This window comes from Pedobacter sp. Leaf216 (assembly GCF_001421515.1).
In the GTDB taxonomy this organism is placed as follows: domain Bacteria; phylum Bacteroidota; class Bacteroidia; order Sphingobacteriales; family Sphingobacteriaceae; genus Pedobacter.
In genome coordinates this window covers 21751-42619 of record NZ_LMKM01000011.1, presented here as the reverse complement: position 1 = coordinate 42619, position 20869 = coordinate 21751, and the positions used below count along the sequence as shown (strand labels likewise).

The window sequence follows — 20869 nt, the reverse complement described above, 5'->3', positions numbered from 1 at the left end:
ATCGTAAAACCACTATTGCACCTTAAATTCTCTTTTTGTCAATCCGAGATATTGTTTATTAAATTTCTTTGATGGCTCTAAAGCATTTCCCTTTGAAAAATCATTCCATGAATTGATAATGATAAGACGGTTTTTTCCCATATTTTTCTTCGCTACATTTGTGTAATTAACATAACTGGTTTCGCTCCTATCGAACACGCGTTGTGTTGTAGCAGCTGGCTCGTTATAACCCGGAAAAATACAAGGCACAAAATCAACATTCATTTGTTCCAGAGATTTTTTCCAATTCTGCCAGTTTAAATCTAAATAACTGTTAAACCCCCACCAGCGATCAAAATCAGGGGTATTCCAACTGGTCAATACCAAAGCATCCATTGATGCCAATGCAGTTTGGTCAAAGTTAGATGGTGCCACCCAGCCTGTCGTTAACTCACCAATAAAATATGGATTAACTCCAAGCAATTTTAATTCTGACCGCAGGCTTAACATCACGGCTTTATAATCAATACTGGTTAATGTTGTTGCAGATAGATTAATAGGTGAAATCAGCACTACAGGCTGGTCACCGATTTTAAAATAATAATCTTTCGAAATGTATTGACTCACAAGTGTTTTAAATTCATTGATCATGGTCTGTAATTTCGCTCCTGTAAGTGGTGCAGCATTTGTTGCATTTAGATGTGCCATATTAAAATCAATCACCATCTTCACTTTTTGACTGGACCTTCTACTGGCAAAAGTGCTGAGCAATGAATTGTCTGCAGCTGCTGCGTTCCACTTAAATATGAAATAATCTATTCCGCCTTCGTCTGCCCAGCTTAATTGCTGAGGAAATATTGCCGGGTCAGTTAAAGCATTATAAGGTTTTCCCAGAAGAGAGGTATCCGAGTGAACTTTTGCCCAATCTGCCGCTACGTAATTAAGATAATAGGCCCCTAACTCAGCGTCGCTGGTAAGTTTTATGGGTGGAATATCATAGATATAATCTGTTTTCCCGATGAGATTATCGTCTTTTTTGCAAGAAAAGCCTGCGATTGCAATCAGCACTAATATTATATATTTCATTTCTTTTTATATTGAAAATAAAGGTGTCCTTACTTTAAAAATGGATTCTTCAATGTCGGTAATGCGAACCAAAGCCTGGTTTGAAGTGCATCTGGACCACCGAGCGTTACTACGGCTTTATTCAATTCTGCTGTATTTACCTGATATTCTATACTTGGATAGTTGAGGCGTTGGGGAATATAAGCATAGCCCAGCGCCCCTCCTTCCCCACCATCGGGGTTGAAATGGGGTGGAAACTCAAGAACCTGACTCCTTCGAATTAGGGTCCAGGCATCCATTGCATTGTAAAATCCTGCAATCCAGCTCTGCATCACAATCTGACGAAACGGGTTTGTTGTAGTAATCGCACTGGAAGTAATGCCCAGATAATCCTGAAAGTCTTTTTCCCTACCCGCTACATCTACTACGGTATTAAACCGGATGCCAGGTTGATTAAGGTAATCGGAAATCGACTGTTGCGGGAGATTATATTTCAAAAGGGATGCTGTTACACCTTCATTATAATACTGTTCTGCGGTTTTAGCGGCACCCCAACCTTTGAGCGCAGCTTCCGCTTTTAGAAAGCAGCTTTCCTCGTAAGAAAGAAACACGTATTCTGCATCAGGTTTGGTAAAATAATCTCCTATCATAGAATAATCCATTTGGCCGAGAGAAGCATGAGGATTATTAGGCAGACTTAATCCCGGAGGAAGGGAGGTGGTTTTCGGCTGACCAAAAAATCGTCCTTTATATGGCCCTTGAGTTACAGGCTTCGCGTACACAGCTAACCGTGGATCGTTATAGGGCAGCATATGCTGAACCAGGGATTCGCTTATGACATTTAAGCTGGCAGCGTTTGCAGCCGCCTGCAATAGATTGTATTGATACAGGTAGCTCCAGTTACTTGATGTGGTTCCCCAGTTTGTTTTCGCGGTTTCTGATTGTGATGCAATTGTATTTGCTTCATTGGAAAGCACATCCGCCACTACTTCACGCGTTTTTGAACCGGCAACTCCTGAAATTCTCACAGCTAACCTCAGGCGAAGGGTGTTGGCAAATTTTCTCCATTTAACAAGGTCTCCCGCATACACAGCATCCGCAGAAGCTTTATAAGTATCGCCGTTAAGACTGATTGAGCTGGCTGCAGATTTTAGATCGTTTAGCAGCGCCATGTAGATTTCTTCCTCACTTTGATATGCCGCATACGGGTCGCCTGTAAGCGCAGCGGACTTCGGAATGCCCCCCCAAATGGCTACCAAGTTGGAATATATATAACTTTCCATAATTTTGGCAATCGCCACCCGGTTATTATAAACAGGATTACCAGCATACTTAAGTTGGATCTGGTGAACTGGCTGTAAGCAGCCCACATAAGCTGATGACCAATATCCGTTTACAGTTGCTGCAAAAGTATAATAACGCGGAAGTTGACCGCCCCCTACCGATACGTAATTGGAGTAATGCGATAAGGTTTCTCTCCGCATTGCGCCGCCAAATAAATTTATGGTATTTAAAACCGAAGTATTTAACAGAAATTCCGGATCAACAGTTTCAGGGTTATTGGGATTGATATTCGCTTCATCCAGTTCTTTTTTACAGGCTATAAAGGCCATCGACATGAACAGAATCAAAACCAGTTTATTTATATTTTTCATCGATTGCAATTAAAAAGTAAGTCTTAAATCTAATCCATATGTAGAGAATGGTGGTAAAGAACCATATTCTATGCCTTGTCCGTTACCAGAGGTCACACTAGATTCTGGATCAATGCCCTTAGGCGCTTTTTTATAAATGGTCCAGAGGTTTCTGCCTGATAAGGAAATCCGGGCGTTGGCAATTTTGATGCTCTTCAGTAGTGATGCGGGAAGGTCGTAACCAATAACGGCTTCTCTCAGTTTCACATAACTTGCATCAAAAATCTGCATCTGGTCGATATTCGCAAATCCATTTGATTGAGGGCTCACATACTTATTATTAGGAGTGCCATCTTCAAAATAAGCATCGCCATAAATAAACCCGCCTGCTAAATTTGCTGCGGCTTCTCCATATATATAGCTATGGAGGTAATAATCGGCTCTGCCCTCTAAGGTAGCTTCAATCGCACCTGATATGTATGACCTACGGTAGGTTCCGGAATAAAAACTTCCACCTTTACGTACATCCACAAGCAAGCTTAAGTTGAAATTTTTATATCTAAAACTATTGCTGAAACCTCCCGTCCAGTCGGGTGTAGCAGTGCCGAGCACTTGATTGGGCGCTGCGATGGGCAAACCTGTTGCGGCCACCAGCTTTCTACCCTGATCATCCAATTTCCACCCTGCCCCGCGGATTACACCATAAGGCTGGCCCACTTCGGCAAATACAAGCAGTCTTCCAAACCACGAATTCAATTGAAAACTATTTACACCATCCACCAGGCTTTTTACGAGTGAATTGTTCTTTGCAAAATTCGCCGAAGCACTCCAGGTGAAAGAATTGGTTTTAACGGGTGTTCCCGACAAGATTAATTCGGTACCCCGGTTTTGGATTTCTCCCGCATTATAATACCTGGCATTATAGCCACTTGCCGGAGTAATCTGTGCCAGTAAAATTTGGTTGGTTGTGGCGGCATGGTAACGCGTTACACTAAAAGAAATTCTGTCTTTTAAAAACCTAAGGTCCAATCCATATTCAAAAGAACCTGTCTTCTCCGGCTTTAAATCCGGGTTAAAGAATGTAGAGGAAAGGGAAGCATAGGCTTGTCCATTGTAAATTCCGTCAAAACTATAAGTTGGTGTGAGCTGATATGGACTGGTATCGTTACCAATAATAGCATAAGACATCCTTAGCTTACCAAAAGAGAGCACAGGTTTTAGCTTGTCCGTTAAACTTTTAAACGCATCAGTAAAAACAAACGACCCGCCGATTGACGGGTAAAAATAAGAGTTATTTGCCGCAGGCAAGGTAGATGACCAATCGTTCCTCGCTGTTAGGTCTAGATACAGGAAGTTGTCATATCCGATCGATGTAGATCCATAAATCGAATTGATAATTTTTTTTGACGAAAACTGATTTACTGTTGCGGCCTCTCCTGAGTTGGAAATGTTAACCAAGCCAGCCTGAATGAGCGAAGCAATACTTTGATCATTTTTCTCAGATTTGGTTCTAAATGTGCCCGCACCTAAAAAGGAATTGATGGTCAATTTGCCAATCTTGTTGTTGGCAAAGATTATTGCGTCGGCATTTGTACCCTGAAAATTGTTATCCAGGGTGGCCATGCTTCCATTCGGACTGCTCTTAGAGCCCTTGTTATTAAAAGTGTATCCATTTAGCCAGTACATTTCGGTACCCAGTTTAGCCGTAAATTTTAGCCAGTCGTTTATTTTAGCATTCAAATTAAAGGCACCAAGTAGCTGATTTTTTACATCCTGGTTTGGATTTTCGTTTATAGCCCAGTACGGGTTCAGGAAATCTGTGTGGGTATTGATTTCGTTTCCATAAGCATCTTTATAAATTTCGAATTCTGAAAGCTTATCATCTCTTACCATATATGCATATTGATAAACCGGATTTCTGGTGCTTCCATTCATATATTGCCTGTTTATCACTTTATTGTTGATAAAAGTAACTTTCGAATCCAGATCCAGCCATTTGGTAAATTTATTAAGTACCCGGATATTTGCATTGTGCCGGGTTGCTTTATTTATCCCTGCAACCACACTTCCACCCTGATAGTTGGTATAAGAAAACCGGTAATTATTTTCTGTATTACCACCGTCAACAGCTATTGAATTGGTAAGCATAGCCGCAGTTTGGTAAAAGTCTTTAACATTATCGGGCTGAGCGAGATACTCTTTGAATTGCCCGTTTACACTAATTACGGGCTGGCCTAAAAGAGGTGCACCCCAGCTCCGGTTAAAAACGCCAAGATTGGGGATCTTTTGGGGATTGCTTGTTGATCCGGATCCATCCAGCTTAAAACTATTCCCTGCCCCGAACTGATCTTGATAGTCAGGAAATTCGTTGATCCGCTGAAAAGTAGAATTTGAATTAAAAGTTGCCTGAAATTTTTTTCCGGAAGATTTTTTTGTAGTGATTAAGATGGCGCCGTTCGCCGCACGGGAACCATATAATGCAGCTGCGTTTGGACCCTTGAGCACCTCAATATTTTCAATATCTTCAGGATTTATGTTTCCAACTACATTTCCATAATCCAGATTTGTGTTTCCGGATGTAGTCACCTTACCATCGCCAGCTTCATTATCCACAGGGATTCCATCAATTACAAAAAGTGGTTGGTTATTGCCGGAAATAGAGTTGTTTCCCCTGATAACAACGCGTGCAGAACCTGTGTTGGTAGAAGATGGTGTAATCTGCACCCCAGCAATCCGGCCAGAAAGTGAGGATAAGATATTGGTTGAAGGCGCTTGTGTTAACGTTGATACATCCATGGATTGGCGGCTATAACTTAATGATCTAGTCTCTCTTTTAATACCCAAAGCTGTTATGGCAACTGCTTGAAGCTGCTTGCTTTCATTTACCATTATTATATCAATTCGAATTCTCCCGTTAATTTTTTCTGTTACTGATTTCATTCCAGTGTACGAGAAAATAAGCTCTTCTGCCCCCATTGGCAGGGACAGGGAATATTTACCATCAGTATTCGTATACGCACCCTGAAGAGGCCCGTTTTTAGTGTCAACTGTTACGGTAACCCCTGGCAACGGAGTTTTATCAGCTCCGTCAAAAACAGTTCCGCTGATCCGCGTTTGCGCCTGTAAAAAAATAGGCGAAACACAGCATAAAATAACTAGATAAAACTTTATTTTCATAATTTTAATAAGTTGGAGAGGTTTACAATCGACCATGGCTTTTGATCAAGATTTGCATATATAGAAAGGGTTATTCCTGATTTGGCATCTACACTTACGTTCCCATAGCCGCAGAAATTGGCATATTCAAAGTGTTTAATAAACGGTTTCTCATTAGTTAGGTTACGCTTTCTTTCGTCAAGCGAGCCTGGAGAAAATTCTGGCTCAAGATCTACCAAATTAGTCTGATAGGCCTCCAGGCCAGTCAGATGATCAGTAACAGCTGCCTGAGCAGAAGGAATAACGCTACCTATGCATAGCTGAACAAAATTTCCTTTTGAAGTAGCACGGGTTAAAATAGATGTTTTATGTAAATGTCCACAAAGCACAATTGCATTGTGTTCGCCTAACAAATCCAATAATTCATTTCTTGATGCCTGCTGAGATTTGCCAGAAAACACATGCCAGTTGGCCCGGGCATCGAAAGGAACTACAGGTTGATGGATACAGAAAAAGAGATTTTTTTCTGTATGATTCTTTAGAACAGATTTAAGCCATATCAAACTTTCTTCTGCACTATAGGAATCGAAGAGCACAAACCTCGAGTTTTTATGAACGAAAGTAGAATTGGCGTTACTTAACAGCTGCTTTTGCTCTTTTCCTTGCCAGGGTAATACTGTTTTAACATAATTCTCCCGAGCACCTTTGCCCGTAATATCGTGGTTGCCTTTAATTACGAAAAACGGCCGTTTAAAATCCTGCTGACGAACCAGTTCAACAAACTCATCAATTTGTTTTTTTGCCAGTTCTTCCGATCCGCAGAGCCCCTCAACAAAATCCCCCAGTTGAAGAAAAAAATCTGCATTCCTTTCTATGGCTTTTTCCTTTGCAATCCTCATTAACAAAGGAAGATTTTCTTCGGTAATCCTTGAATAGTTTTTGATTTGCCCCAGATCGTTTGGATACGTCGTTTTGATGTATTCCATATCGTGATGCTCTAGTTTATCAAAATGGAGATCGCCAAGAAGAATAAAATCGAAACTTTTTCCCGGACTTGGAATAAAATCAAAGGCAGATGCGCCTAAAGGAAGCGCTGCGGCCAGAGTGCCTAATGTTGTAATAAATCTTCGGCGATTCAGTTCATTTACCATATATTAGCTTGTAATTAATTGATCTTAAATTGCTTTCTGGTGATTTCTAGATAACTTGTACCATATTCTTTTGTAGGCTCCATGCTCGTACCCATTTGGAAGTTGTTCCAGGAATTGATGATGACCAGGCGCTTTGCAGACATATTTCTTTTCGCTACATTACAGTAATCGTTATAGAAATCAGCTGTTCTTCCCAGGTTGTAAAGCTTGCTTGCTGGAGTGGCTACTTTATCGTTGAAACCTGGGAAAATGCAGGGGACAAAATCAATTTTCCAATTACTCGTTGAATCCGTCCAATTCTTCCAGTTTTGATCGCTATAGGCATTGAAGAAAACAGATTGATCGTAATTACTAGTAGACCAGTTGGATAAATTTATTGCATCGACAGCCCGTATGGCTGATGCATATCGTTGTGGGGGCAACCATCCTGAGGTAATCTCACCAATAATGTAAACATCGAAACCAGATACCTTCAATGCAGCCCTGACTTCGGGAATAACTGCCTTATAATCCGCACTTGTGGTGGCAGAGGCAGCAAGATTAAGCGGCGTAATCAAGATAACCGGCCTGCCATTGATTTTATAATAATAATCTTTATTGAAATGACTTATGGCAAGTGCATTCAGTTCGCTAATCATGGTCGTTAGTTTTGCACCAGTAAGCGGGGCAAGATTACTTGCACCTAGATGAGCAATATTATAATTTATTACCATCTTCACTTTGCTTTGTCTTCCAGTAATGAAACTGGTTAAAAGTGGATTACTTAAGGCCGTTCCATTCCAATTGAAGATAAAGAAATCCAGCCCGGCTAAGTCTGCCCACTGCCTGTTTTGATCCATTGGCACCGACAGAAGTGAGTTATATTCACCCTGTATGGGTGTATATGTGTATTTTTTTGCCCAGTCTGCTGTAGCATAACTGGAATAGTAGGCACCCACATTTACATTTTCAGTGATTTGGACAGCAGGAATAGGATAATTAAAATCGGGTGGCAGGTGCTGGTCTTCTTTTTTGCATCCCAAAAAAAGTAATGCAATTGGACCGATGATGTAAAGATATTTCATAGTAAATTTTTAGAAGGGTAAAAAGGGATTTTTTTTTGTAGGCAATGAAAACCATAGTTTGGTTGTTAAATTATCGGGGCCATTAAGCCATTTTATGGCCTTATTTACTTCAGCAGAATTGGTATTTACTTCATCGCTTGGATAAATTATCCGGTTTGGTAAATATGCGTAGTCTCCATCATAGGTAGCAAATTGTGGTTGGAATTCTAAAACCCTGCTTCTTCTGATGAGTGCCCAGGCATCAACTCCCTGTCCTGGTATGGCCAGCCAATGCTGCATGATGATTTGCTTATAGTTATCGCCAGGGGCGATATAACTGGAACAGATTTGCAACCAGTCTTTAAATTGACTACTCCTGCCTGTAGTATCAGATGCTGTAGACCATTTTATACCCAGTGTATTTTTATAAGCGGTGGCCTGAGCGGCTGTCAACCCATAGCGGTTATAAGAAGCGTCAATCCCTTCATTATAATACTGTTCGGCACTTTTTGATCCACCCCAGCCCTTTAAAGCTGCCTCTGCTTTTAAAAAACAAGCTTCTGCATAAGAGATAAATACATACTCTGCATCAGGTTTTAAAAAGCGGCTACCAATATAAGAATAGTCATCTTGTTTAAGTCCAGTATGTGGATTAACCTGGCCCGAGGCATACTGGCTTCCACCACCGTATGAAATATTTTGTCCAAAGAATTTGTTGACCTGAGGACCTTGTTTCGCCGGCTGGGCATAAATGGCAAGTCTTGCATCACTATATGGGACCATATGATAAATAAGCGATTCGTTAACCACGGGAATTGTTGCCTTGTTCGCAGTATAGTTGTAAACTACATAGTTGTATAAAGGAGACCAGGTATCGCTTGATGTTCCCCAAACGGCTGCTGCAGTTTCAGCTTGTGCAGTGATCGTGTTCTGTTCGTCAGCAAAAATTTCTTGTGCAACCTTTTTAGCCGCTTCAGGATTTCCGTTAGGCGCTGCATTCGAAATTCGCATTGCGAGCCTCAATCTCAGCGTATTGGCAAACTTCTTCCATTTTAACAGGTCGCCACCAAAAACTTTATCTGCCCCCGCACCGTATTTATCGCCCGAAAGATCTATTGAAGATGCAAGTTGCTTTAAATCTGCGAGGAGATTATGATAAATATCTTCTTCTTTAGTGAATGGGACAGAAGGACTCCCAGAAAGCGCCTCATTTGTAGGTACTGCGCCCCACATAGAAACTGCATTAGAAATAATGTAATCTTTCCAAATTTGAGCGATAAGTACCCGGTTTTTGTAAGCAGAATTATCTTTAAAATTCACTACAACCTGATTTACAGGCTGCATGCAGCCGATATAGGTACTCTTCCAGTACGCGCTATTGGTAGCATTATTGAAGCTGTAACGCTGAAATTCACCTTGAAAACCCGAGAAATGTTGAGTGTAATTGAAAAACACTACCCTATTCATGTCGCCCCCATAAAGGTTCATAGCTTGAAAAATCGAAGTGGTAAGCAAAAAATCAGGTTCAACTTTTGTCGGATTGTTCGGGTTTTGATTAGTATCTTCGAAATCTTTGGTACAGCCTATCATTAGGGAGAGAAAAAGCAGTGATAAAATATGTCTAATTTTCATGATTCTGAATTTAAAAAGTTAGTCTGATGTTGAAGCCATATATGGCATTTGGTGGAAGGGCCCCGTTCTCTATCCCCTGCCCATTTCCAGAAGTAGAAGTAGCTTCAGGATCGATTCCCTTGGGCGTTTTCTTATATAATATAGCCAGATTCCGACCGGAGGCAGAGACTCTAGCGCCTTTCAGCGCCAGTTTTTTAGCCCATTTATCTGGCAGGTTATAACCTAGTGCTACTTCGCGTAACTTTATGTATGATGCATCGTAAATGACGAATTCTGCATAATTTGGCCTTGCATACTCATAGTTTTGGGGCGTAACATATTTGGTGTTTTTAGTTCCGTTTGCAAAATAGGCATCCCAAACAGCGCCACCACTCAGTTCTGTGCCGTTCTCGCCAAAAATGATGCTGTGCTTATAGAAGTCATCCCGTCCATATAAAGTTTCCGCCACAACACCGTTAGTGAGCATTCTGGAATAACTACCTGAATAAATGACTCCGCCTTTTTTAACATCAATCAGAAAACTAAGGTCAAATTTCTTATATCGGAACGTATTACTTACTCCGGCCAACCAATCAGGAGATGCTGTTCCAAAGGCCATATCAGCATCTTTTACCAGCAATGATCCTCCATCCTCAATCAGCATGCGCCCCTGGGCATCTCTTGCAACTCCGAGGCCCCTTAAGTATGCATAAGGCTTACCGACTTCAGCATACACATATAGGTAACTTGAGTTGTTATTAAGCTGAAACCGGTCGATTCCATCAAGTAAGGATACCACTTTCGAATTGTTTTTTGAATAGTTTAGCTGCGCTTGCCAGAACAAAGCTCTGCCCTGTAAAATTTTCGCATCGGCACTGAGTTCATACCCCCAGTTAGCAATCTCCCCGGCATTGTAAATCCGTTGCTGGTATCCACTTGATGTGGGCAATTGAGCGGTAACAATTTGATTGTTAGTAGCGGCATCATAGTAAGTAGCATCAATTGTTAATCTGCTTTTAAAAAAACGGAGTGTTGTACCAAACTCTTTAGAAACGGTGCGCTCCGGCTTTAAATCCGGGTTATTCATTGTAGTTGAAAGTGAAGCCAGCGTTGCCCCATTAAAAAAGCCATTAAATGAATAGGTTTGCCCCAGGCGGTAAGGATCGGTATCGTTCCCCACTATGGCATAAGAGGCCCTAAGTTTAGCGAAATTGAGAACCCCGCTATGTATACTAAATAATTCATTCAGGATTAAAGAACCGCCAATGGAAGGATAGAAATAGGCATTATTGCCTTTCGGTAAGGTCGAGGTCCAATCGTTTCTGCCTGTCAGATCGATAAACGCATAATTACGGTATCCTAAAGAGAGTGCACCAAAAACCGAATTTAGTTGCCGCTTTCTGATATTCTGAACTACTGTTGGGTATTCTTTTGCATTGGAAAGATTAATCAACCCTGGTTGGAGCAAGGAATTGATACTTTCGTCCCGCTTTTCAAAATTTGATCGAAAACTGCTTGCACCCAAATTAGCCATCACTGAGAACTCGGCAATATCCTTTTTCGCTGTTAAAAGTCCCTCCACATTAAAGTTTTGCTGCTTGGTGTTAAACGTACGCATGTAACCGTCCGGATTATTAGCAATTACAGACCCAATGTTGTTAAACTCGAAACCGTCCCACCAAAATACATCTGCCCCCAATCTTGTGGTGAATTTAAGCCAATCATTTATAGTCACTTGGGGATTAACCGCAACAATAAGCCGATCTTTAGTATCCTGATTGGGGTTTTCATTAATTACCCAGTACGGATTGCTGAAATTTCGGTGTGTTCCAATTTCTTTGCCTGTTAAAGTATCTTTATATGGATTGAGTTCAGAAAGATCGGTACTGCGGGCCATATGGGTATATAGGTTGGTTGGATTCCTTCCATTTGAATTAGAATACTGGCGATTATCCACCCGATCGCGAACAAAGCTGATTTTCCCATCTAAACTGAAATATTTATTGGGTTTGTTCTGTAAACTCAAATCGAACGAGTTTTTCCCCTGCTTATTAAATCCATTTACCACGCTTGTGCCTGCGTAATTTGTATAAGATATGCGATAGATGCTGTTGACGCTCCCTCCCTCAAGTGCAATATTATTGGTAAAAAGTTTCGCCTGACTGTAAAAATCTTTAACATTATTCGGATTGGGCAAATACGATTTGAGCTCGCCATTAATGGCAACATACGGTTGGCCCAACATTGGGGCACCCCAGCTTCTATAATTAACATTTGCTTCTGGAATACTGTGGGTATTATCAATATAGAATGAGGTACCAACACCATATGCATTTTGATATTCAGGAAATTCCGTTAATTTTTGGAACATCAGGCTAGAATTTGCAGTGACTTTTGTTTTGCCCGTCCCTTTTTTACTGGTGATCAGCACGACCCCATTTGCAGCCCTTGAACCATAAAGTGCAGATGCGTTGGGTCCCTTTAGTATTTCTATGCTTTCAATATCTTCATAATTCAAATTAGCAGCACCGTTTCCATAGTCTATATTTCCATCTCCGGCCGTATTGTCGATAGGCATTCCATCTACTACAAAAAGTGGCTGATTGTTGCCTGTTAGCGAACTGTTTCCTCTTATAATGATTCTTGCCGACCCGGTATTAAAGCCAGGTGGAACAACCTGAACTCCGGCGATCTTTCCAGATAAAGAACTGATCAAATTTGGACTTTTGGTTTCGCTTAGGTCCGTGCCATTCAACCCTTGTCTGCTATAACTTAGCGACCGGGCATCGCGTTTAATGCCCAATGCGGTAACAACAACTGTTGAAAGTGAATTTTGATCGGCAGTCATCGCCACATCAATTTTTGCCCTACCGTTTATTCTCTCCTGCATTGTTTTCATGCCCACATAACTAAAAAAAATTTCATCAACAGTCCCTAAACCGGAAATAACATATTGGCCCCCGCCATTTGTTGTGGCCAGCTGGCGAAAGCCTTTGTTTAATTTAATTCCAACACTTACACCGGCAAGTGGTTTTCCATCAGCCGCATCTGTTACGGTACCCTCAATTGAACTTTTTTGGGCGGATAGTGCGAAAGGATTGATTAAAAAACAGATTAATAACGCGTAAATTAGTTTCATAAAATTGCTCGAATTTGATAGACCTGAAGGGACTGATCCAGGAATTTTCGATGCGAATTACGGTTTCATGTATTAACAAAAGACTAATGGAAAATTAACGGCAGATTTATTAGCAAAAGCTTAATATTGAGGTAACATGGCTATACCTATCCTTCCATTATCGATGGAAAAGTTCTTTTAAATGTATCTCCGTAAAGGGATTGATAATCTTTCATAAAACGATCAAAAGTGTTTTTAGCAAGTGCATGCTTACCAGCAAGGCCCAAGGCACGACATTTTAAAATAACAGCTTCCTCGTTTACCGGATCAAAATTAAGTATATAATCAGCCAGTTGAATTGTTAATTCAGGATTTATGGTAGATTCGGGCTTTCTGGCCCGTGAAAGCAAAACATTTATGATCTCATGAGACAGCTCCGATTTAAAACCATCTAACCAATCAAACTCCAGGTTTTGAAGCAGTGGCCCACGCTTAATAAGTTGAAAAAAATCTTCTACTTGCTGTGCAGTAGCGGTTTGGTTTTGAAGGATATTGATGTAATGAATATAATCCACGTACACAGACTCAGGATCTATATCGATGCGCCAATATCCGGAATCTTTGTTCAACCGAAAATGATTTAAACGATCCAAAAAGTTTTTCAGCTTTGCAATGTTTACAGATCGGTTGTTCCTGGCAATGCGTTCGGATTTTCCAAACCATAAAATTTCATCTAGCATTTTAGCTGAAATTCCGCCCTCCCTTCGCAGGCTGTATAATAGAATCAGTAAGAATAACTCTTTCACTAATGGTGAAAGCTGTTTCGAAACTTCGGTTCCCTCCTCATCAAAAAGCTGTAAATTACCGAAAAGGAAAAGTTGAATTGGTTTCGAAGAAACCGATGGAAATAAATTAGATTTTTCAGATGGAATACTTATGTCGGATAAGGCAATATCGTGCAATTCAACATTACCAACTAAAGGTTGTTTTAAATCTTCTCGAACTTTCTTTTTACTCAATTTAATATATAAGGCCATAGCCAAAACCAGTAACAGGGCTAGAATTCCAACTAGATACAAATAATAAGGTGTTTTTTTGATTTCATTAAGGGGCCTGCCTGTACCTACCGGTGAATCAATTGCATAAATCTTTACCTGTGTCACATGCTCATCATTCGTAAAAAGAGTTATGGCTATAAATTTTTTATTTACCGGACAATAATATAGATCAGCATAAGAGTTAATGTCATGAAATAGATAAGGAATGGAGTTGCCTAATATTTGATATGTCGGCTGTGAAAGCGACCCGGTTACCAATCTCAACGCTGAGTTGAACTTATCATTCGGGAAAATTAAACCATAGTACTTCCGGGCTGCTGAATCGATAATGAGCGATGCAGCAAATGCAAAATCCTGATCCGGCCTTTTAAGTTCGAAAACTTTTTGAACTGTGTTGGTTTTCAAAGAGAATTTGATAAGATCATAATAATTTTCCGGGTTAAGCATTTGCTCACCGGTATTACTGCCGTAACCGCCTAAAATGTAAACGCTTTCCCCATTTGCCGAAATCCCCGACGCAGCTAGATACCTGGGTTTAAATGCTTTCCCGCTTATTTTAACATCACTCCATATTTTACTTTTAAAATCATACCGTTGAATGGAATCCTTGTACATAAGTTGGCCGTAACCTCCAAAAAAGTATAGTGCAGAGTCCCAATTAGAAATTACTTTATTCGCATGCCAGTATTTAGTTAACCGTTTTGGTAATTCATATTGCTGATCCCATTTCCGGGTGGTGAGATTATATTTTGAAACTTTCTTCTGGTCAATAAACACATTATACAAATCGTTTGATAAAGGATTATAGATAGATTGATTGCCGGCTTTGAGGTTTCTAGTACCATCATAGGGAAGCGAATCCAAATTTCCATCTTGGATGGAAACCTGGTACAAATAATTTGAAGCTACAATATAAATCTGTTCCTTGTTTGAATTAAATGCTGTACTGGGATTACCTTGGACTGTAAAACTCTTCACCATCCGCCATTTACTATGGCTACCATTGATCCAGGTGGGGTTCTCCACCTTTGCTTTCTTTCCACTTATACGGTCTACAGCAAATGAACCTTCCAATTCATCTAATGGCCAATAAAATTTTAGATTTTCATTCACGAGGATACGAATATCCCTGATGTTCATTGCCGGAACATCAGTTGTTTTGAACCGTTTGAAATGGTTTGCTCCAAATAACACCTTAAAGCATTCAGATTTTGTAAGTTTAACATTCACCTCTGAAAAGGTGTGGTATCCATCACTCAGGACCAGAAGGTCTGTTTCCCGGTGATATTTCAAACTAAAATGTGTCCACTTAGAGATCAAAATCCCGGTATCCAGATGAGATGCAATGTTTGAAAATCTATTTCCCAGTATTAACTTGAAATTTTGTCCGTTTGTAGATTTCTGATCATACAGCAAATCAATGTTGTATCCCTGCTGGTCAATCATGCGGAATACGTAACCGTAATAATCCTTTTGCCTGGGCGTAAAAAACAGGTCGAAAGAAATTTCAAAATTCCCCTGAAGACATAAAGCATTTTCAAAACTCAGATCCAGCGAAGTCCGGCTATCCTGTACCGCGTGCTGACCTGCAAACTGAAGTCCGTTATTCTGGCCGTAAGATAAAAAAGAAATAAAAATCAAACTTATGAAAAGCCATTTGGCAGATCCTTTATTTCCTGAAAAACTTAAGCACCCGGAAGGCCAATTAAAATTGATCATTTTACGAAAAATCATTATTATCCTAATCCATTAACACTTGTTCAGGATATAGCTCTATGCATCAGGTAATATGTTTTGTGTAGTGCAAAGAAAGGCTTTCAATATTAATTTACTGTTAAATATATATTATGTACGCAGATGTATTACAGTTAATCCCATCACCCAAAATATTAATTTCAGCTTGATTATACTAGGTTTAACGAATACTCTGCTCTAAAACTTTCCTTTAAAATTACCCTCTTTTCCTTATAGTTAATATTAAGTAAGCCAACTTTTAAACTACAGTTAAAGCTCCCTTAATATTGAGGTTTTAACTTTGTGTGCCCGAAAACTTACATCAAGTAACGCTAATCCTTCAAAAAAGGAACAGAAATTTCAGCTTTAAAGATTCCATTTGCCTGTGGCGCCTGGATGAATTGTTTATCACACCAATATAGAAAGAGAATAAAGAATGCTCAGACTCCTGATTGTCATCACTGCTTTGATTTATATTTATCCTTTTCACGGCCTGGCCCAGACTGGCACTAACCCTTCAAAATCATCTGATACTGCTTATCTGGCTTTAAAAAAACTACTGGATAAATCGCTTCGAAGCCACAATTCGCGAATGGCAGCAAAATGTAACGATCAAATCGGAGATATTTTTTTTAAAGGTGGTGCAATGCCTCAGGCACTGGAATATTACTATCGTGCATCAGCATTTTTCAAGCAAAACAAGGACGCTACAGGCCTTGCAGACAATTCAAATAAGATCGGAAAGATTTATTATAAAAATCAGCGTTTTACGAAGGCATCTGCTTATTTTAATGATGCCTTAAAACTTTACTTTCAGAAAAAGGATCTGGCAGGTATTGGCGAAACTTATGGAAATATCGGTTTAAACTTAGAAAAATTAGGAAAACTCGATAGCGCCTACCAATACCAGCAATATGCGCTGAATGCCTTTCTCAAGATAAAAGATCAAAATCAGATTCTAAATACTTATTCGAGAATAGGTGGCATTTATGAAGACCAGCAGAATTTCGATGGTGCGTTGCATTATTTCCTAATGGCATTGAAATTGTCTAAAAACGGCACCCAAAAAACAGATAAGCCCGCGTTGCTCAATAATATTGGAGATACTTACCGGAAAATGGAAAATTATGTTCTAGCTCTCCGTTTTACCAAAGAAGCGGAACAACTGGCGATTAAAATGGAAAACCCAATTCAGATCAGCAGTGCCCATCGGGACCTGGCTAAGACCTTTCATGCCCTTGGCCGTTACGACAGTGCCTATTATTACAGTGAAAAAGCAAGGGCAGCATATGCGAAAAGCTACAATGACCATAATGATAAGCAACTTAATCTCCTTCAAACGCTTTTCGAGGTGCAACACAAGAATATGCAAATCGGTGAGCTTCATAATGAGAAAATACTTAACAGAGTTATCAGCTGTTTTTGTTTGTGTTTTTGCGGACTTCTCATCGTGCTCGGATATTTTTATTTCACTAAGCAAAAGTTAAAAAACAGCCATAATCATTTAAGATACGAATCGGAGCGGAAGGCAATGGCCTTTGAACTGGAGCGGAAAAACAAAGCACTATCCAGCTTTACACTCCACATGATTCGTAAAAATGAATTTCTGGCCGAACTCACTCAAAAATTTAACAACATTATTCAGGATGATCGGCGTGACCAAAGACGAGATCTCAAAAAGATGATCGAGATGATTAACGACAATACGAGTCTTGACCAAATCTGGGAGGATTTCAAAACTGTATATGAAGAAATTCACGAAAACTTTTTCGACCGGCTGAAAGACACCGCACCTTCCCTTTCCCCTACCGATCTCCGCTTTCTAGCCCTAACTAAAATGAATTTAAGCTCACAAGAAGTTGCCACCATGCTCGGCATTTCTCCAGAGAGTTTGAGAACCACCAGATACCGGGTCCGCAAAAAACTTCAGCTAAAGGAAAACGAATCGCTGCCTGGTTTTCTTAGCAAAATTACCGGCAGTGTCCTAGCTTAACAAACTGATAACATAAACTTAATGGCTTAAAAATACACACATAAACACCTGATTTACATATTATTACAAAGTCAAAAAATCCATCCGCAACACCTTGTTCACGGACCAAAACCACCCGTTCACGTTGTGTAACACTCCAAAATTTGATAAGCTATTTTCGTGGTTAACCTTTGCAGATAACAAAACCAACAAACTTAAAAACAAATCTGGTTTCCAAACAATCATGAAAAAGTTAGCAATCAATTTAATCCTTTTTTTATTGCCCGTCCTTACTTTTGGGCAAAGCACCATCACTGGCAGGATCGTGGATGAAAACAAACTCGGCTTACCCGGCGCTTCTGTCAAAATTGCTGAACTGTCTAAAACAACGATTTCCGATCAAAATGGAAATTATAATCTGCTCGGTCTGCCGGAAGGGACTTACACACTTTCCATTAGTTATATTGGTTATAATACAATCAGCAAAGTACTTAAAACAGTCAAAAATATCGATCAAAAGATAGATGTTGTTTTATATCTGTCGAAAGAAAATGGATTGGAAACAGTTGTGGTGAGCGGAAACAGAGCATCCGCGCTAAAGGCACTCAACCAGCAAAAAAACTCAGACCGGATCGTTAACGTCATTTCATCTGATCAGATTGGCCGGTTTCCCGATCCAAACATTGGGGATGCACTCAAACGGATTCCCGGCGTGCATGTTCAATTGGATCAGGGTGAGGCCTCCTTGGTAAGCATTAGAGGTACAGATCCATCAAAGAGTACAATCAGCATCAATGGTTCAAACATTGCCGGAACGGGCGAAAATCGTGCTGTAGGCATCAGCGCAATACCTGCTGATATGGTGCAATCGGTAGAGGTAACCAAAGCCATTACCCCAGATATGGACGGAGATGCCATTGGAGGCGTGGTTAATCTGATTACACGTAAAGCACCCTATGGGAGGCTGCTCTCCGTTACAGCAGGAGGTGGATATAGCAATATCGTTCAAAAAGAAGGTTATAATGGAAATATCGTATTCGGCGACCGCTTCCTGAAAGATAAAAAACTTGGCATAATGGCATCGGTTTCTTATTATAAACAATTTTTGGGTTCTGATGATCACCAGACAACCTGGGAAGATGTAAAATGGGTAGACAAACAAACCTATTTTATGCCCCGATTTCTGAACATGGTGCAGAATAATCTAGAACGCATCCGCCAAAGTTATACCATCGGTGTTGATTACAAATTCAATGCGAAGAATACAATCACACTAACCGGAATCTATAATAAATATAACGACTGGAGAAAAATTTCGACGCTTAAAGTAGATGATATCGGTGCGGAATATCCTAAAAACTGGCAGCGGGCAGCAGGTTGGGAAGGTGTTGGCAGAAAAATTACCGATGCCAATAACGATTACATTGATGACCCATCAGGCCAATATTATGTAAACGTAAAAAATGACCCTAAAAATCCGGTTTACCAGCCAGAGCTGGAACGACATATTGAGGGTGGCCTAAACAACCGGAATGGAAGCCAGATTATTCAAAAGATCATGAACCTTGGATTAGAAGGGGAGCACCTTCTGGGTAGAACTAAATTAACCTGGAAAGGCTCTTACCTTCGAAATGTAACTGACCGTCCGGATGTGATAGAGCTTGAGCTCGAAAGTGAGAATGAAAAAAGCGTAACAATGGATTACAACAATTCTAAATTTATCAAAGCCAATAATGGTTTTGAGGTTGAAAATATTTTCAAAAATTTAGCAGGTAAGCCCTCTAACAGAACAGATTCGGCAGATACATGGTATATGGATAACTTTACGGGCACCGATAAACGGGCACGGACCAGACAATACCTTGCCCAGGCAGACTTAAGCGTACCACTTATAAGCGGCAAATATTCCAACACCCTAAAGTTTGGCGCAAAGTATCGGGGATTAGACCTCGTAAATGAAACCACCCGTAGGGTAAGGTGGACTCCGCAAATCGATCCTGCACTTCGTGCGCAATACCAGGCAGAGCTGGCTGCAGGTAAAAAACCAAAGCTGGCTGATTACATAGGATGGACTCCATTTTGGAGCGGTTTCGCTAATAACTCCGTTAACATGAGTAGCACGCTAAACATCAACTCTGATTACAATGTTGGAAACGCTGGATCCTCTGAGTGGATCTCTAATTTAAATAAAAGCTATTATGGAGATACCGAAGATTTCATGCTGAACAGAGTATACCAGGATGTATTGGGCAATAATTACTCAGGTGATGAGTCAATCTCATCAGGCTATGTTATGAGTACCCAAAATCTGGGCGAAAAACTTTCGGTAATTATTGGTGGAAGAGTTGAATACAGTACGGTAAAATACGAAGGTTATAATTACAATGTACGGGCAGACTTTATTCCGGCAAAGCAGGTAACCAAATCAGATTTTCTTAACTTTATGCCAGCGCTTTTAATGAAATACACGCCTACGAAAGATCAGGTATTCAGATTTGCATATACCAAAACCATTTCAAGGCCGGATTATAAAGACATCTCCCCTTACATTAATGTGAATGTGAAAGATAAATTGATCAAACAGGGAAATCCAGAGATTCAACCTACCCTATCTAACAACTTAGATTTACTTGGAGAACTTTATACAGGTAATACCGGCTTAATTTCTGCCGGCGTGTATTTAAAGAACATCACCAATTACCGGATCCTTTCCAGAGATTTAGTTCCTTTTAGTCAGGTAGAGAGCGCAGTGGAATCGCCAGAATCTTTGCTGGCACAAGGCGCCAACCCCACAACAGTTGCTTCGTACAAAACAGATTACGATAAACTGAAAGCCAGTAACGGATTGCTTGAAAGAACTATGCCTGGCAATGGTGGTACAGCGAATATCCTGGGTATGGAATTTGCTTTTCAGCGAAGTTTAAACTTCCTGCCTAAACCATTTAACCACCTGAGCATCTATTCTAACTACACACACAATTTCATTTTCGTAAAAGAAGGGCAACCGAAACTGCCAGGTACCGCTAAAGATATCCTAAACTTATCTCTAGCTTACGAAGTTAAACGCTTCAACGTGCGTCTTTCCTACAACAACACCTCTGACTTTATCACCATATTAGGCGTAAATAACAAAGGTGACGTATATTACGACAAAGCAAATTATCTTGATGCAAACATAAACTTCTTCATCACGCCGAAGCTTTCCCTATATGGCTCTGCCAACAATCTGCTTAATCAAGATCAAAGAAGGTACCAGTATGAGCAGGAATATACCTATTCCTCTTTAACTACCGGTGCAACAGCATCATTTGGGATAAAATACAATGTATACTAATAACGATTAAAATA

10 protein-coding genes are annotated in these 20869 nt (G+C 40.2%); 2 read left to right on the top strand and 8 right to left on the bottom strand.

Annotated elements, in window-relative coordinates; all coding sequences use genetic code 11:
- Positions 1–12: 12 nt before the first annotated feature.
- The 8 genes from ASE74_RS09445 to ASE74_RS09410 all read right to left on the bottom strand — a co-directional run bounded on the left by ASE74_RS09445 (position 13) and on the right by ASE74_RS09410 (position 15534).
- Positions 13–1065 (bottom strand): glycoside hydrolase family 99-like domain-containing protein, encoded by a 1053-nt coding sequence (locus tag ASE74_RS09445; protein ID WP_055907696.1) that lies wholly within the window; start codon positions 1063–1065, stop codon positions 13–15.
- Between the two features lie 29 nt (positions 1066–1094).
- Complete coding sequence (locus ASE74_RS09440; RefSeq protein ID WP_055907693.1) at positions 1095–2699, bottom strand: SusD/RagB family nutrient-binding outer membrane lipoprotein; 1605 nt, start codon at positions 2697–2699, stop codon at positions 1095–1097.
- Positions 2700–2708: 9 nt separating this feature from the next.
- Positions 2709–5855, bottom strand: coding sequence for a SusC/RagA family TonB-linked outer membrane protein (locus tag ASE74_RS09435; RefSeq protein WP_055907690.1), 3147 nt, complete (start codon positions 5853–5855; stop codon positions 2709–2711).
- Entirely contained in the window at positions 5852–6985 is a 1134-nt protein-coding gene (locus tag ASE74_RS09430; RefSeq protein WP_055907687.1) for a metallophosphoesterase, read from the bottom strand. The genes ASE74_RS09435 and ASE74_RS09430 overlap by 4 nt, the downstream gene beginning before the upstream one ends.
- A 14-nt stretch (positions 6986–6999) precedes the next feature.
- Positions 7000–8049, bottom strand: a complete 1050-nt coding sequence (locus tag ASE74_RS09425; RefSeq protein WP_055907684.1) for a glycoside hydrolase family 99-like domain-containing protein — start codon at positions 8047–8049, stop codon at positions 7000–7002.
- 9 nt (positions 8050–8058) lie between these two features.
- Complete coding sequence (locus ASE74_RS09420; RefSeq protein ID WP_055907681.1) at positions 8059–9660, bottom strand: SusD/RagB family nutrient-binding outer membrane lipoprotein; 1602 nt, start codon at positions 9658–9660, stop codon at positions 8059–8061.
- A 10-nt stretch (positions 9661–9670) separates the two neighbouring features.
- The gene (locus ASE74_RS09415; RefSeq protein WP_055907679.1) at positions 9671–12778 is read right to left on the bottom strand and encodes a SusC/RagA family TonB-linked outer membrane protein; all 3108 of its coding nucleotides are present in this window, start codon (positions 12776–12778) and stop codon (positions 9671–9673) included.
- Between the two features lie 146 nt (positions 12779–12924).
- Positions 12925–15534: a BTAD domain-containing protein gene (locus tag ASE74_RS09410; RefSeq protein ID WP_055907676.1), complete on the bottom strand. Its 2610-nt coding sequence runs from the start codon at positions 15532–15534 to the stop codon at positions 12925–12927.
- A 451-nt stretch (positions 15535–15985) separates the two neighbouring features.
- On the opposite strand from ASE74_RS09410, the gene ASE74_RS09405 reads away from it, so the two are divergent.
- On the top strand, positions 15986–17542 hold the full coding sequence (locus ASE74_RS09405; RefSeq protein ID WP_055907672.1) for a tetratricopeptide repeat protein: 1557 nt from the start codon (positions 15986–15988) through the stop codon (positions 17540–17542).
- A gap of 223 nt (positions 17543–17765) precedes the next feature.
- Positions 17766–20855, top strand: a complete 3090-nt coding sequence (locus tag ASE74_RS09400; RefSeq protein ID WP_157255392.1) for a TonB-dependent receptor — start codon at positions 17766–17768, stop codon at positions 20853–20855.
- Positions 20856–20869 lie beyond the last annotated feature (14 nt).

Coding starts and splice junctions, on each gene's coding strand:
- ASE74_RS09445 (WP_055907696.1), bottom strand. CDS start 1,065: ATGAAATATATAATATTAGTGCTGATTGCAATCGCAGGCTTTTCTTGC.
- ASE74_RS09440 (WP_055907693.1), bottom strand. CDS start 2,699: ATGAAAAATATAAATAAACTGGTTTTGATTCTGTTCATGTCGATGGCC.
- ASE74_RS09435 (WP_055907690.1), bottom strand. CDS start 5,855: ATGAAAATAAAGTTTTATCTAGTTATTTTATGCTGTGTTTCGCCTATT.
- ASE74_RS09430 (WP_055907687.1), bottom strand. CDS start 6,985: ATGGTAAATGAACTGAATCGCCGAAGATTTATTACAACATTAGGCACT.
- ASE74_RS09425 (WP_055907684.1), bottom strand. CDS start 8,049: ATGAAATATCTTTACATCATCGGTCCAATTGCATTACTTTTTTTGGGA.
- ASE74_RS09420 (WP_055907681.1), bottom strand. CDS start 9,660: ATGAAAATTAGACATATTTTATCACTGCTTTTTCTCTCCCTAATGATA.
- ASE74_RS09415 (WP_055907679.1), bottom strand. CDS start 12,778: ATGAAACTAATTTACGCGTTATTAATCTGTTTTTTAATCAATCCTTTC.
- ASE74_RS09410 (WP_055907676.1), bottom strand. CDS start 15,534: ATGATCAATTTTAATTGGCCTTCCGGGTGCTTAAGTTTTTCAGGAAAT.
- ASE74_RS09405 (WP_055907672.1), top strand. CDS start 15,986: ATGCTCAGACTCCTGATTGTCATCACTGCTTTGATTTATATTTATCCT.
- ASE74_RS09400 (WP_157255392.1), top strand. CDS start 17,766: ATGAAAAAGTTAGCAATCAATTTAATCCTTTTTTTATTGCCCGTCCTT.